This is a genomic window from Sphingobacterium anhuiense, from assembly GCF_042686355.1.
Lineage (GTDB): Bacteria > Bacteroidota > Bacteroidia > Sphingobacteriales > Sphingobacteriaceae > Sphingobacterium > Sphingobacterium anhuiense.
On the sequence record NZ_JBHUPE010000005.1, the window covers coordinates 631,592 to 647,625 of the forward strand.

At 35.9% G+C, this 16,034-nt stretch carries 12 protein-coding genes; all 12 read right to left on the reverse strand.

What is annotated here, in order from left to right:
- Positions 1-17: 17 nt before the first annotated feature.
- On the reverse strand, positions 18-1,283 hold the full coding sequence (rodA, locus tag ACFS6I_RS14515) for a rod shape-determining protein RodA (protein ID WP_021191197.1): 1,266 nt from the start codon (positions 1,281-1,283) through the stop codon (positions 18-20).
- Complete coding sequence (mrdA, locus tag ACFS6I_RS14520; protein WP_380921682.1) at positions 1,276-3,252, reverse strand: penicillin-binding protein 2; 1,977 nt, start codon at positions 3,250-3,252, stop codon at positions 1,276-1,278. Before mrdA ends, rodA begins: the two co-directional genes overlap by 8 nt.
- Before the next feature lie 35 nt (positions 3,253-3,287).
- The gene (locus tag ACFS6I_RS14525) at positions 3,288-3,803 is read right to left on the reverse strand and encodes a rod shape-determining protein MreD (RefSeq protein ID WP_132772635.1); all 516 of its coding nucleotides are present in this window, start codon (positions 3,801-3,803) and stop codon (positions 3,288-3,290) included.
- A complete protein-coding gene (gene mreC / locus ACFS6I_RS14530) occupies positions 3,796-4,638 on the reverse strand; it encodes a rod shape-determining protein MreC (RefSeq protein ID WP_380921684.1) in 843 nt (280 codons plus the stop codon). The genes ACFS6I_RS14525 and mreC overlap by 8 nt, the downstream gene beginning before the upstream one ends.
- An 89-nt stretch (positions 4,639-4,727) precedes the next feature.
- Positions 4,728-5,753 carry a rod shape-determining protein gene (locus ACFS6I_RS14535; protein WP_021191193.1) on the reverse strand — a complete coding sequence of 342 codons (1,026 nt, stop codon included), beginning with the start codon at positions 5,751-5,753 and terminating at the stop codon, positions 4,728-4,730.
- A gap of 173 nt (positions 5,754-5,926) precedes the next feature.
- Complete coding sequence (locus ACFS6I_RS14540) at positions 5,927-7,585, reverse strand: M1 family metallopeptidase (protein WP_380921687.1); 1,659 nt, start codon at positions 7,583-7,585, stop codon at positions 5,927-5,929.
- Positions 7,586-7,668: 83 nt separating this feature from the next.
- On the reverse strand, positions 7,669-9,324 hold the full coding sequence (locus tag ACFS6I_RS14545; protein WP_380921689.1) for a helix-hairpin-helix domain-containing protein: 1,656 nt from the start codon (positions 9,322-9,324) through the stop codon (positions 7,669-7,671).
- Position 9,325: 1 nt separating this feature from the next.
- On the reverse strand, positions 9,326-10,645 hold the full coding sequence (locus ACFS6I_RS14550) for an NAD(P)/FAD-dependent oxidoreductase (protein ID WP_168127451.1): 1,320 nt from the start codon (positions 10,643-10,645) through the stop codon (positions 9,326-9,328).
- Positions 10,646-10,910: 265 nt separating this feature from the next.
- Entirely contained in the window at positions 10,911-11,240 is a 330-nt protein-coding gene (locus ACFS6I_RS14555; RefSeq protein WP_132772645.1) for a 2Fe-2S iron-sulfur cluster-binding protein, read from the reverse strand.
- A gap of 3 nt (positions 11,241-11,243) precedes the next feature.
- A complete protein-coding gene (locus tag ACFS6I_RS14560) occupies positions 11,244-12,248 on the reverse strand; it encodes an NAD(P)/FAD-dependent oxidoreductase (protein WP_168127452.1) in 1,005 nt (334 codons plus the stop codon).
- An 8-nt stretch (positions 12,249-12,256) separates the two neighbouring features.
- Positions 12,257-12,691 carry a MarR family winged helix-turn-helix transcriptional regulator gene (locus ACFS6I_RS14565; protein ID WP_380921692.1) on the reverse strand — a complete coding sequence of 145 codons (435 nt, stop codon included), beginning with the start codon at positions 12,689-12,691 and terminating at the stop codon, positions 12,257-12,259.
- A 143-nt stretch (positions 12,692-12,834) separates the two neighbouring features.
- Entirely contained in the window at positions 12,835-15,801 is a 2,967-nt protein-coding gene (gene secDF, locus ACFS6I_RS14570; RefSeq protein WP_380921694.1) for a protein translocase subunit SecDF, read from the reverse strand.
- Between the last annotated feature and the right edge of the window lie 233 nt (positions 15,802-16,034).

A 16,034-nucleotide genomic window follows, 5' to 3' on the forward strand; every position in this document is an offset into this window, starting at 1 on the left:
ATAGAAAAGGAGTTGTATTAAACAACTCCTTTTCTATTTGAATCAAATTTTAGCATGATGAAGAGTAAAATGGTGAAACTCCATAACGAAGATCCTCCATAACTTATGAATGGTAATGGAATACCAATGACAGGTACAATTCCTATTGTCATTCCTATATTAATAAAGAAGTGAAAAAATAGGATGGAAGCCACTCCATAAGCATAAATTCTTGCAAAAGCAGACCGCTGTCGTTCTGCTATATGAATGATGCGGAGCAATAAAGTTAAGTATATCGCTATTAAAAATGTAGAGCCGACAAATCCCCATTCTTCACCCACTGTACAGAAAATAAAATCTGTACTTTGCTCGGGAACAAAATTGTATTTGGTCTGTGTACCTTGAAGATAACCTTTACCCCAAAATTGTCCAGAACCAATTGCTATCTTAGATTGATTTAAATTGTAGCCCTGTCCTCGTGGATCGTCCATTTTCCCAAGGATGATATCAATACGATTTCTTTGATGAGATTGTAAAACATGATTGTAGACAAGATCCACACATAATATGAATACCGACGAAGCGGCAAAAAGAATTCCTATATTAATTAAATTTTTCCGCTTTTTTCTAAACGTCCACATGAAAAAGCCCGCAATTAAAGCGAGTATGCCAATTAATATCCATGCATTTACGAGTAGTGCCATAACAAATAAGACAATACAGAGTCCTCCGAAAATAAGTAAGCTGTTATTGACATATCCTTCTCGATAGAATACAAAGATGAGGGAAAAGAAAGCTAGAGCAGAGCCGGTATCAGGCTGAAGCATTACGAGGAATACGGGGAATAATACAATACCAGCACCGATGGCTAAAGTATGCATATTTGGGTTTTTGTTGCTTTGAGAGCTGAGGTAGTTGGCCAAGAGGAGACAGGTTGCCAGTTTTCCAAATTCAGATGGTTGAAGCCTGAAACTTCCAATAGGAATCCATGCCTGATTTCCACCAACATTTCGACCAATAACCAAGACCGCTATTAATAATAGCACAACTACAGCATAGATAACGGGAGATGCGGAACTGAAAAACTTAGCGTCTATAATTAAGATCGTAATACCTATAATTAATGCAGAAGCAATGTACATGGACTGTTTACCATAATTTGTTGCCATATTAAATAATCCAGGATTTTCTGGATCATAGACAGCTGCATGTATATTAAACCAACCGATCAAACATAAAGCCAACCATAAAGAAATGGTTAACCAGTCTATCTTTCCGAAAAAACTATTTTTTTGGTTATTCATGATTTCTTCTTACAGCACTATGGTGGACAATTGTTTCCTTTGGCTTTACTGCCGCAATACGGTTAACGTTTTTTGTGGTATCTTTTTTAGATTTAGTTGAATCCGTTGTTTTCTTCAAATCTGCTTTCTTTGGGTCTGCTTTTGGAGCAGGCATAAAATTAGCATTGTAAATACGATCTTGAATATGCTTCGGCATTGTGATTGTATCCTTGATATATTTTTCAACCATCATACTGGCAATAGGGCCAGCCCATACACCACCATAACCGGCATTTTCAACAAAAACGGCAATGGCAATTTTAGGATTATCCCTAGGGGCAAATGCAAAGAATACAGCATGATCTTTACCATGTGGGTTTTGTGCTGTTCCTGTTTTTCCGCACATTTCAATACCAGCAATTCTATTTGCGAAGGCTGTTCCTTCACCCATATTTACTGCTCTGCTTAATCCCTCTATTACCGGAGTATAGTATTTAGCGTCTACACCTGCTGATATTTTTTCAGTAAACTCCTTTTTAACGATCTTTTTATCGCCAATACCTTTAATAAGGTGAGGACGGTAATAAAAACCTCTATTTGCTACAATAGCCATAATATTTGCCATTTGCAGTGGAGTAACGCCCATTTCTCCCTGACCAATCGATAATGAAATATTAAAAGATGAACGCCATTTGTCATTTCTGTAACTTTTAGTAAAATGGTCAGATTTATATAATAAACCTCCTTTTTCGCCTGGTAGATCAATACCTAATTTATGACCGATACCAAATTTGGAAATTGCGTCATACCATAGATCGTATGCTTTCGGTCCTGATAACCCTCTTGAATCAATCATTTTGGCATAAGTATACCCATAATAGGTATTACAAGAGACTTGAATGGATCTGATCAAAGAAGTTGCTCCATGGTAATGGGTACAGCGCATAAAACCTCTTCCGCCGCCATAGCTATAACCATGTGGACAAAAGAAAGAGGTGTTCTCATCAATAACGCCAGCTTGTTGAGCAGTTAAGGCCGCAACTACCTTAAATACAGAGCCTGGGGGATAAGATGCTTGAATTGGACGATTAAATAAGGGATTACTTTCATTATTTAATAATTTCATTAAATTATTACCTGTTTCACGACCGACCATGTCATTTGGATTATAACTGGGGCTACTTACATAAGAAAGAATTTCTCCTGTGGAAGGTTCAATGGCGACAATAGATCCCAACTTATTTTTCATCAGTTTTTCACCCAAGATCTGAAGTTCTTTGTCTAAAGAAGAAACTAGACCTTCCCCAGAAACAGCCAAAGTATCATAGCGTCCTTCCATAAATACACCTTTAGGTCTATTTAAGGCATCGACCATGAGGTTTTTAACCCCTCTTTTTCCTCTTAATAAATCTTCATAAGAGCGTTCAACACCACTTCGGCCGATATAATCTCCTGGACGATAAAAGCCGTTCGACTTCTCAATGTCTTTTTCGTTTACCTCATTTACATAGCCCAGAAACTGTGCCGCTATACTATCCGGATAATTTCGCACAGTTCTATTTTGAACATAGAAACCTCTGAATCGATACAAATACTCTTGTAAATGGGCATACGTTCGGGATGATAGTTGTTTTTCAAAGATGGAAGCACGGTAAGGGGAGTGTGCACGGGCTTTATCCATGCGTTTAATGAAACCTTCTTTGTCAATTTCAATCAATTGACATAATAAAGCGGTATCGATATCTTTCGCTTCTCTTGGCGTAACCATGAGGTCATATACAGGTTCATTTTGTACTAAAACCTGACCTTTACGATCTAAAATTACACCACGTGCAGGATATACTATAACCTTCCGCATGACATTGCTGTTAGCAGAATGTATATAGGAGTCATCTATAATCTGAAGATAAAATAGTCTTGCTATTATTAATAATGCAATACTAATAATAATGCCTTGAATGACAAATTTACGTGCAAAAAAACTATTCATAAATTCTTTTATCCTCTTTTTAAGCGATGGAATTACTAAATTCTACTCTTTCTTTTATAGAAAAGAAAACTAAAAATGAGTAGGATAACCATTGTAAAGATACAACTTAAACCAATAGTCGCTAATGTGTACTGAAACTGTTTGAAACTGAATGTTTCTAATGTGACAAGAACAAAGTGATGAATCAATGTTCCGAAAAAAGTATATGAAAAGAACCATTTAAAATTCATTTCACCTAAAATTGGAGTAATGAATGTATCCATATCGTTTTCAATTGTAATTTTCATAAAAAATACACGATAGGCGGCTAATGCAACACAAGCTGCGGCATTGACTCCAAGTGTATCATAAAATACATCTACCGAAAGTCCGGTTAAAAATGCAATTGTAAATAATACAAAGTTCGGCATTCCGGTAGGAAGCAAAAAGATAAATAGAATATATGGAAAAGGACTTGCTAGATTATAATAGCCGATATTTTTAAACAAGAATACCTGCATGGCAATAAGTACCAAAAACCGAATGATATTAAAGAGTAAAATTCTAGCCATTATCCTGATTCGTTTCTTCTAATTGTTTTAATTCTTTTGCCAATAAGTCTTTCACAACATATACGTGGTGGAGGTTTGAAAAATTAGTACTCAAGAGAATTCTTAAATCTAAAAAAGAGTCTCCGGAAGATATTCCCGTTTCCACAACTGCGCCTACCAGTATACCTTTTGGAAAGTGGCCAGAGTAGCCTGAAGTGAACACTTTTTCCGCAGTCTTAACTTTTACATGATTCGGGATTTCTTTGACCATTGCAAAACGGTAGTCTACGTTGCTGCCCCAAACTAAAGAACCAAATACATCTGTATTAGCTAATGTTACTGATATTTTTGTGTCGGGATGAAGTAGAGACTGAACTGTCGAAAAGTGCGGTGTTACGTTGAGCACAATACCGACCACACCATTTGGAGCAATTACGCCCATTCCTTTTTCAATACCAGCTAAAGAACCTTTATTTAGGGTAAGATAATTACTTTTTTGGTGAATGCTATTATTTGTAACGCTTGCAATAATAAACTCATAACGTCCAAATTCACTACTATCAATAACCGGTCTTTTAGCCATAGCGACTGTATCGGTCGTCAAATAGTTTTCTAACTGCTTTCTCAAACTTGCATTTTCTTTTACAAGTTGATCATTGGTTTCTGTTAGTGACAGGTAGCTTTTCCATGAATTCACTTTTTGGTAAATATTGCCAATTATAGTGTTGGAAGAGTTTAATGCACTAGCACGCTGAAAGGTATTGTTAGTAACAACCAGAAACATAGAAAATCCAAAAAAAAGGATAAACCAAAAGAAAGCGTTATAACGTCTAAGGAATAACCAAAGGTTTCTCATTGTTTAATAATTATTACTTTGCTATTTAATAAAGAAGCGATATAGTGAAAAATCAACTATATCGCATATAAAATTTTATGTTGTGGCAATTATGATTGCATTAAGAACTTAAATCTGCCAATATTCTTTAATGCTATGCCTGTACCGCGCACTACTGCACGAAGAGGATCTTCTGCAATGTGTACCGGTAATTTAGTTTTAGCTTGAATTCTGCGATCTAATCCTCTCAATAGAGCACCACCACCTGTTAAGTAGATACCAGTTTGGTAAATATCAGCAGACAACTCTGGAGGCGTAATTTCTAAAGCTTTCAATATTGCTTCTTCAATTTTAGAAATCGATTTATCTAAACAATGTGCAATTTCTGTATATGAAACGGTGATCTGTTTTGGGATACCTGTCATGAGGTCACGGCCTTGAACGGCGAAATCCTCAGGTGGATCCTGTAATTCCGGAAGAGCTGCACCAACTTCAATCTTAATTTTCTCAGCTGTACGCTCACCGATCATGATGTTGTGCTGTCTACGGATATACTGTACAATATCGGAGTCGAAGTTATCTCCTGCAACACGGATTGATTGGTCGCAAACAATACCCGAAAGTGCAATTACTGCAATCTCTGTTGTTCCACCACCGATATCAATAATCATGTTACCCATTGGTTCTTCGACATCAATTCCGATACCTACTGCGGCAGCCATTGGCTCATGAATTAAATACACTTCTTTTGCTCCTGCAATTTCTGCAGAATCGCGTACGGCACGCTTCTCTACTTCAGTGATTCCTGAAGGGATACAAACCACCATTCTTAAAGAAGGGAAAAACCAACTCTTACCATTATTTACTAATTTTACCATACCCCGAATCAAATGTTCTGCGGCAGTAAAATCTGCAATAACTCCATCACGGAGAGGACGTACTGTTTTTATATTATCGTGTGTCTTACCTTCCATTTGCATTGCCTGACGTCCGATTGCAATTACTTTGTTTGTCGTACGATCAAAGGCTACAATAGAAGGTTCATCAACTACTACTTTGTCATTATAGATAATTAAGGTATTTGCGGTACCTAAATCGATGGCAACTTCTTGTGTAAACCAGTTAAATAAACCCATTTGCTGTATTTTAAGCTACTTTTTATGAATATGCAAACCTACTAAAAATTATTAGTTTTTGTAGGTAAGTCTTGATTTTTTTTATTGATAATTTAGAACTCTTTTGCGGAGCTTTAAGGATGATAACAAGTAAACGTTAATTAAAGCATTTTCTTATGTTTTTACTGCAGAAATTAATTTTTCTGTATGTCAATGTAGTAATTAAAAGTGTCAATCTTTATATTTTCTTTGGTTAGATTGTGAATATTTAATGTTTGGTCGTTGTTCGTGATATTAATTGCTTTTAAATTATTATCTGCTGTACCAATATAGACCGGCATTTCAAAATTTTCGACTGTATTTTTCCACTTCGCCTGAACTTTTCCATCTTTTGTCTCTGAAATACATAACACAGGAATCAAAGTTGTCTTCACATATTGCTCAAATATGGAGTTGAAGTTTAAACCAGATTCTTGATTGATGAAATTGACAATATCATCATAGTCAACCTGCTGGTGGTAAAACTTAACATTTAATCCTCTCAAAATAGATCGCCATTTATCATCGTCTGCTATAATTGTTCTAATCATGTTATGCAGTACACCACCTTTATTGTACATGTCTCCGGAGCCTTCATTATTAACATGATATTGTCCTTGAATCGGTGTTTTGTTTTGAATCGCTCTTCGATTGCCATGTATGTATTCTTGTCCAGCTTTTTTACCAAAATAGTAATCGATATAAAGTGCTTCTGAATAATTGGTAAAACTTTCATGAATCCACATGTCGGCAATATCCGATGCTGTGATATTATTTCCAAACCATTCGTGTCCGGCTTCATGTATGATGATAAAGTCCCACTTTAATCCCCATCCTGTTCCAGAACCATCTCTTCCCAGATAGCCATTTAAAAAACGATTGCCATACGCTATACCACTTTGATGTTCCATCCCTAAATGAGATGTTTCAATTAGTTTGAAACTGTCTTCATAAAAAGGGTAGGGGCCAAACCAATATTCAAATGCTTTTAGCATCGGTTTTACATTGGCCTCGAAATGCGGTTTTGCCCGTTCTATATTTTCACGTAGTACGTAGTAGTCAATATCTAGCTTTCCTTTTTCACCATTGAAGCTATCTTGAAAATGTACGTAATCACCAATATTGATTGCAATGTTATAATTGTTAATGGGATTGGAAACAAACCAGTTGAATTTAGTTTTCTTCTTACCAATGTTTTCCGTATTACGGAGACGACCATTAGAAACATTCATAAGTTCTTTAGGCACTGTTACAGAGATTAAGACGCTATCGGGTTCGTCTGACTGATGATCTTTATTGGGCCACCATAAGCTTGCTCCAATACCCTGATTTGCACTCGCTATCCAAGGTTTGTTATTGCTGTCTTTTTTCCAATCAAATCCGCCATCCCAAGGAGCTCTGTTGGCTTGATGTGGTGTACCTGAGAAATACACTAAAATAGAATCCAGTGTGTTTGCTTTAATCTGTGTTGGAAAATCAATAAAAACCGCATTAAATTCTCTTGTATACTTTAGCTGTTTACCCCTGTAAAGAATTTTATCAATTGCCATATTATCAAAAAGATCAATCTGGATGCGATTGAAATCTTGAATAGTTTTAAATTTAATGAGATTGCTTCCTGCAATGCTACGTTTTGGAATATCAACATCAATATCCAGGTGATAATAGGTGACATCGTAGCAGGTTCTTAAGGGAGTCAGTTGACCTCTTAATGAATCTTTGCGGGAAAATTCATTTTTGCCTGATAATAATTGCCCATTTACAAGGAAGGGAGATAATAAAAGAAATAGAATTAAATAGGATAGATTTTTCAACGCTTATAATTTTAATATAAGTGTTAAATATAAGATAATTTGACTATTTAAAAAAATGGGATCTTTTTTAGGAAATAGATCTATTAGCTTTTTTTATTAAAAAAACTTTCAATTTCTGTTAATGAAAAGCTATTAAGGCAATTTTTAGCACTTAATCCCCCTTTTCTTGCGACAAATATCCCGTAATGCATATCAAGTAAGCCTTCCGTGCGGTGAGCATCTGGATTAATGGATAAAAGCACACCCTTTTCTAAGGCATAACGATGCCATCTCCAATCTAAATCAAGCCTTAACGGGTTGGCATTAATTTCAATCACAACGTTGTTAGCCGCACAAGCATCAATTATTTTTTTATAATCCAGTGGATAACCCGATCTACTTAATAAGAGGCGACCTGTTGGATGTCCTAATATCGTCGTGTAGGGATTTTCTATTGCTTTTAACAGTCTAGCAGTTGCTTTCTCTTCATCCATTTTTAGATTAGAGTGAACGGATGCTACTACAAAATCAAAACCTGCAAGAACTTCATCCGGATAATCTAACGAACCATCGGATAAAATATCAGACTCAATACCTTTGAATATTTTAAAAGGAGCAAGTTGTTGATTAAGCTGATCGATTTCTTCCCACTGTTTTTGTACCCGCTCAATAGGTAGGCCATTGGCATATACAGCAGTTTTTGAGTGATCACAAATTCCGAAATAGCTAAGACCTAATTCTTCCTTTGTATATCTTGCCATTTCTGCTAAGCTATGCACACCGTCACTATAAGTCGAGTGATTATGTAAAGTTCCTTTAAGATCATCAAAATTGATCAATTTGGGTAATTGATGGTTTTTCGCCAAAAATACTTCATCCAGCCCTTCTCGAAGTTCAGGTTCAATATAGTCTAAGCCTTGTTTAGCATAGATTTCTTCTTCAGAACCTAAAGCTGTAACCAAAGTTAGATCGAGTAATTCTAAGTGCTTTTTAGAACCGGTGGTTAATATTAAGTTTTGGTAAAATTCTGCTGTTGCTGATAGATATATATGAAAGGAAAAGCCTAATTCATCTCGAAATGAAATGTATTCAAGTTCCTCCTTTAGACTGTCAGCATAATTCGCATTTAGATAAGCTAAAGTAGTTTGTTTATCCGTATCCAATAAGATATCAACAGCGCTAAGTACTTCGCATTTTCGTCTAAAATCTCCAGTAAATGAAATCAGGGTAGGAGATAAGTTTTTTTGTAATGAAGCTAGTAAGTTGTTTGCATGGGATAATACCCTCGCATATAAAAACCAACCTTGATTGGATATGGAGAATTCGATGGATTTTTTAATATCCTCTTGTGTTTTTAGGCCAAAACCCTTTGCCTCAATGAGTCTGTTTTCGTTGCAAGCATACAATAACTCACCAACACTTTCAATCTGGAGCTCAGTCCAGATAATTTGTATCTTTTTTGGACCTAAGCCTTTTATGTTAAGCATTTCCAAAATTCCTTCTGGAGTAATGCTTAACATCGCATCTAGCTCATCGAATGAGCCAGTTTCGGCTAATTTTTTCACCTTCTCTGCAGTGCTTTTCCCGATACCGGGCTGACTGCTTATTTCTTCTAAAGAAGCTGTTTCCAGCAGAAAAGGTATTTTATCTAACTTAAAGGATGCACTGGCAATTGCTTTTGTTCTGAATGGGTTTTCATTATGTAATTCCATCAGTTGGCTACATAACTTGAATTTTTTAGCAATTGTCTTATTATCCATTTTAGTTATTTTCTAATACTTGATCTTCTTGTTTTACCTCTGGCGCCGGTTGATTGAATTTATAGAAAATTAATCGAACACCCGAGTTCTTCGTGAAAAATTTCACTGTCCAGTTGATAAAGGTAATTACTTTGTTTCTAAAACCAAAAATAGACATTAAGTGAACAAACATCCAAACAATCCAACCAAAGAATCCATTAAAATGGATTTTACCCATATCGACTACAGCTTTCGCACGGCCAATTGTCGCCATTGAGCCCTTATCAAAGTAAGAGAATTTTTCATTTGAACGGTTATCCATCACATTGCTAATGTGCTTGGCAACATATTTACCTTGTTGTTGTGCTACAGGTGCCACACCAGGTAATCCACGTGGTAAATCATCTGTGATAAATGCTGAAACGTCACCAATTGCGTATACATTTTCCATATCTAACACACGACATTGATCATCTGTTTGAATGCGGTTACCGCGTTGAATATTTTCTTTTTTGAAACCTTCAGGGAATTGTCCTGCAACACCTGCGCCCCAGATAACTGTTTTTGTTTCGATCGCACTACCATCACCAAAAGAGATTGCAGTACCATCAAAGCCCGTTACAGAAACATTTAGTAATATTTTAACACCTAATGCTTTTAAATATTTTTCAGAGTCTTCAGAAGATTTTTCTGACAAGTTTGCTAATACTTTACTTTGTCCTTCGACTAAGTAAACATTCATTTCTTCCTTGCGTAATTCTGGATAATCTTTTTCCAGAATATTATTTCTGATCTCAGCAATTGCTCCAGAAAGCTCAACACCAGTTGGGCCACCGCCTACAATTACAAAGTTTAAAAATGATTTACGATCTTCCGGATTTGCAATTTGAACAGCTTTTTCAAGATTTTGTAGCACATAGCTCCGAATGTTTAAAGCTTCTTGAATACTTTTCATTGGTAACGCATATTTTGCAATTTGCTGATTTCCAAAGAAATTTGTTGTTGCTCCAGTAGCAACCACTAAGTAATCATATTCAAAATCACCGATATTCGTTTGAACAGTCTTGTTGGACGAGTCAATATGATTAACTTCTGCAATTCTGAAACTAAAATTCTCCTGAGATTTGAACATCTTACGGATAGGGAAAGAGATCGAATCTGCAGATAATGTACCTGTAGCTACCTGATACATTAAAGGTTGGAAGGTATGAAAATTATTTCTGTCTAATAATAGTACTTCTACTTCCTTATTTTTTAACTTTTTAGCAACTTCAATTCCACCAAATCCAGCACCAATAATGACCACTTTTGGGAATTTTCTATCTGAACGATTGCTTAGCATATTATTTGAAATTTATATAAAATATTCGGAAAATTGTAATCCTTCTGCAAATATCTTAATTTTTCACTCAAAAAACTAAAATATCTTTATATATACTTGCTTTTTATTGTCATATTTATTGATAACTCACTGTTTTAATATATCGCTTGTTTTATTACTCCTTGTTAATCAGTGTTTTGTAAACCGTATTAATTGCATGGTTTATTAATACGGTTTGTTTCAAAAAATGAAAAAAAGTGTGTAAAAAGTACACTTTGATAATTTATTACTGTAATGCTCCTCTTATTTTAATACTTAGGCCGTTATTTTCATTTGTTAACCGCAGCTGGCATGCTAGGCGGCTATCATCATTAGCATCGGGTAAAGTATCGAGCATATCGAGCTCCTGGTCTTGAGGTTCGGACAAGTTTTCACCCCCAGATTTGATTTCAACATGACAAGTTGCGCAAAGTGCCATGCCCCCACAGGTAGCTAAGACCTCATAATCGCATGCTTTTAGCAATTCCATTAGGGATAAGTTGACATCCGTAGGAACTTCGATTGTTTGAACAGTTCCATCCCGATCTTCAATTTCTATTTCAATAATATTGTCCATAATTTAAAAAGTATTGATGCCATTAACAGTTGTATATTTGAAGCTTAGTTTTTGATCTGGATACACATATTTGAAAGCACTTTGAGCCATTAATGCCGCTTCATGATATCCACATAAAATTAACTTTAATTTACCGGGATAGGTATTGATATCTCCTATAGCATAAATGCGTTCTATATTTGTCGAATAATCAACTGTGTTTACTACGATAGCACTCTTGTCAATATTTAAACCCCAGTCCGCAATAGGTCCTAATTTTGGGGTTAGCCCAAATAGCGGTATAAAATAATCCGCTTCCATTTTGACTTCTTCTTTTTGTTTATTGACTGCAATCACATGCGATAAGCTATCTGAGCCGTGCACATCTGCCAGGTTGTGGGACAGTAAAAGGTTGATGGCCCCTTTTTGAGCTAGATGATAAACCTTTTCGGCAGAATCTGGCGCTCCTCTAAAGGAGTCACTTCTGTGAATTAATGTTACTTCCTTTGCAATATCGGCTAAGTAAATCGTCCAGTCTAGAGCAGAGTCGCCACCACCCGCGATGATGATCTTCTTATCACGATACGTTTCTGGATTTCTGACCATGTAATCAACACCTTTTCTTTCATACTTAACTAAATTAGCAAGTTCAGGTTTTCGGGGTTCAAAGCATCCTAAGCCGCCTGCTATAACAACAACTTGGCAATGTATACGTGTTCCTTCTGAACTAACGACTACATATGAACCATCTTCCTGCCTTTCTAGGCCTTCAACACGTTCACCGAGTGTAAAAGTGGGATTGAATGGTTCGATCTGTTTCATCTGATTGTCAATCAACTCTTGAGCACGGATAGTCGGGTAGCCCGGTATATCGTATATCGGCTTATGCGGATATATTTCAGACAACTGACCTCCAACTTGAGGTAAAACATCAATGAGGTGACATCTCATCTTTAACAAACCTGCTTCAAATACAGCAAATAGACCCACTGGTCCGGCTCCTATAATACATATGTCTGTTGTTATCATATCAAATGTTAATTACTTAAGTTATTATAAATTTTGTCTAGAATACGTGTGAAGGAACTAAAGTCTTCGTCTGTTAGATTTTCCCAAGCTTTCATGCGAATGCTGGAAACGATGGGAGAGTAGTTTTCTACTTTTTTTCGACCTTCGTCTGTTAGGTGCAAGTGGATACTTCGCCTGTCAGAGGGATGGATCACTCGTTCTGTTAATCCTTTTTTTATTAACAGATCAACAATTCGGGTGAGGGTAGGTTGATCTTTGCAACATTTTTCAGCAAGTTCTTTTTGCAATAGATTATCATTCTCATAAAGTGTCTTCATGATGGTCCACTGATCTACGGTGATATCAAAATCATTATCTGTAAAAGAATTTTGTGCAAATTGTTTTACTTTTTTTGCTGTTCTTTCTAATATGAAAGAGTATCGATTGAATTTTTCGTCTTGCATTTAAAATATTTGTATTGCTAATATTTAGTACAACAAATATAATCATTAAATACTTAGTGCAACAAGTATTTGGTGGATTTATTGTAAAATAAAAAAGGCTTTCAGTTTTATCTGAAAGCCTTTCTAAACGTTTTGATTTTTTACTAAGGAGTTACCGGTTCTGCTTTTTTAGGAGTTTCTTCGAAGTGTTTTCCTTTACTTAAATCGTATACTGCTGGTGCAGCTAAGAATATAGATGAATAAGTACCTACAATAATACCAATTAAGATAGCGAAAGAGAATCCTCTAATAACTTCACCACCGAAAATAAATAGTACTGCTAATACGAATACAATAGTCAATGATGTAATAACCGTTCTACTTAATGTTGTATTAATAGCGTGGTTGATCGTTTCACCAAAATCTTTATTTAAAGCATTTGGTTTGTTTACATCTTCACGGATACGGTCAAATACAACTACAGTATCATTTACTGAATAACCTAATACCGTTAGAATAGCGGCAATAAAATGTTGATCAATATCTAATGAGAATGGAACAATACCATCTAAAAGAGAGAACAAACCTAATACAATGATAGCATCATGCACAGTTGCGATTGCCGCACCTGCTGAATATTGCCACTTGCGGAAACGGACTAAAATATAAACCGCAATGATTAACAACGCAAAGATAGTTGCATAAATTGATCTTGCTTTCATATCTGTTGCGATACTAGGACCTACTTTCTGAGAAGAAAGAATCTCATATTTGTTGCTTGCATCTACTTTAGATAATCCTTCATTCAATTTAGTTAAAACTTCTTTATCGGCTTCGTCAGAAGTCTCTTCTACATGGTAAGTTGTTGTTACACGTACTTGATTTGCAGCACCAAAGACTTTAACTTCAGTTGTTTTTTGGAACGCATCATCTAAGTTTTGACGAACAGCTTCTAAATCTACAGGTTTATCATAGCGGATGGTATAGGTACGTCCACCTTGAAAATCTACACCTTGGCTAAAGCCTTTAATAAAGATTGATGCAAAACAAGCAATAACAATTACAATAGAAACGATGTAAAGACCTTTTCTTTTCTTGATGAATTGGAAATTTGCATTTTGCAATGTTTTCGCAGACCAAGGGAAAGAAACTTTAATTTTCATATCACGTTCTAACATCCACTCAAAAATAATGCGAGTAAGGAATATACCTGTGAATAATGAAGTGATAATACCCACCATTAATGTAGTAGCAAATCCTAAAATTGGACCTGTTCCGAAGAAGAATAATACCAAACCAACTAAGAATGTTGTAATCTGTGAATCTAAGATCGAAGGTAATGCGTGTTTGTAACCATCTGCAACCGCTTGACGGATTGATTTTCCACCGGCTAATTCTTCACGTATACGTTCGTAAATTAGTACGTTGGCATCCACCGCAGTACCCATCGTTAATACGATACCCGCGATACCTGGGAGTGTTAATACTGCATTCAGCGATGCCAATACCCCCATGATAAAGAATACGTTTACAAGAACAGCAATGTTTGCTACTAAACCTGCAGTATTATAGTATGCAATCATGAATACAAGAACAAGCACGATACCGATAACTGCTGAATTCACACCAGAATCAATAGCCGATTGTCCTAAAGTAGGACCTACGATCGCTTCTTCTACGATTTTAGCGGTAGTTGGTAAACGACCAGCTTTTAGTACGTTCGCTAAATCCTTTGTATCTTCAACTGTGAAAGAACCAGAGATGGATGAATTACCACCAGCGATTTCTTCATTAACACCAGGTGCAGAATAGACTACATTATCAAGAACGATAGCGATCGATTGGTGACCTTGTGCTGCTTTAGCTGTGATTTTTTTCCACTCGCGAGCACCGTCGCTGTTCATCTGCATGGAAACAACGGGTTCGTTTCTCTCATTAAACTCATCACGCGCATTGGTAATAACATCACCAGTTAATACTGGTCCATTATCAACGCCTGCAGGTCTGATTGCATATAAAGAAAGGATATTTGGTGTTTTAGCTTCTGGTTTTACTGACCATAACAATTTTAAATTTCCAGGGATAATAGATTTAACCTCAGGTCTGTTTAAAAAAGCATTTACTTTGGCAGTATCCTTAAGTTCTGCACTACCTACCATTGCACCAGGCATTAAAGCCATTTGTTGATTCTCACCCATGTAAACAGCAGGTCTCAAAACATCAAATAATGGATTTTCTTGCGACAATTTAGCAGCAGCGCTATCTTTTGTGTTTTTATTAGCACCAAGGTTCGCTAATAAGTCATCAGACTTTTTAGTCGAATCTGTTGTTGCTTTATCATCTGTCGAAGCAACTTTTAAAGTTGAAGACAAAGTTTTATTGATGTTTTCCAATAAAGGATACACTTCTTGATTAGCATGAGTCTCGTAAAACTCTAATTTAGCTGATCCTTGTAATAATTTACGGACGCGTTGTTCATCGTTAACACCTGGAAGTTCGATCAAAATACGATTTGTACCTTGTTGAATCTGGATGTTAGGAGAAGCAACTCCAAATTTATCAATACGTGTACGAAGTACTTTGTATGAGTTTTGGATAGCATTATCAGCTTCTTTTTGTAAAAAAGATTCCAATTGTGCATCAGAGTCCCCCGCTTTGATTAAAGATGCATTATCTTTAGTCGCGAAATAAGTTGAAAGTGGAGTCGTACTACCTGCAGCTTTATATTCATCAATGAATAAATTAACTAGAGATTTTTGACTTGTTTTACTTTTCGAAATAGCAGCTGTAAGTGCAGCATTGAATTTCTCGTCTTTAGGATTATCTGCTAAGTTACGAATCAACTCATCGATTGAGATTTCCATCGTAACGTTCATACCCCCTTTTAGATCAAGTCCTAAAGCAAGTTCTTGTGCTTTAGCTTCTCTATAGGTGTATTTTGCAAAACCTAAATTGTAAACAACCTCGCCAGCGATAGAGTCTAGGTACGATTTTTCACGTGCCATATCTCCTTGTGCATAATTCTCAGCATCACGCTCAACTTTGCGGGTTACAAAAGTGAATGATAGGGCGTATAGACATGCTATAGATACCGCTATCACCAAAAATTTAATCAGCCCTTTACCTTGCATCGTCTGTTTTTAGTGTATTAGTTTGATATTATATGATATAATTGATAACTCATTCTTGTATGAAAATTACAATTCTCCAAGAATGCCAAAGGTATAAAAATTTTGTAAAATGAAAAGCTTTATTTGATTAAGCTTATGATAAAAAGCGATTAAATTGTAATGAACAGTATATAAGGATGCGATATAATAGAAAAAGCCTCCCGTATGGGAGGCTTTTTCTATTAAAATATACG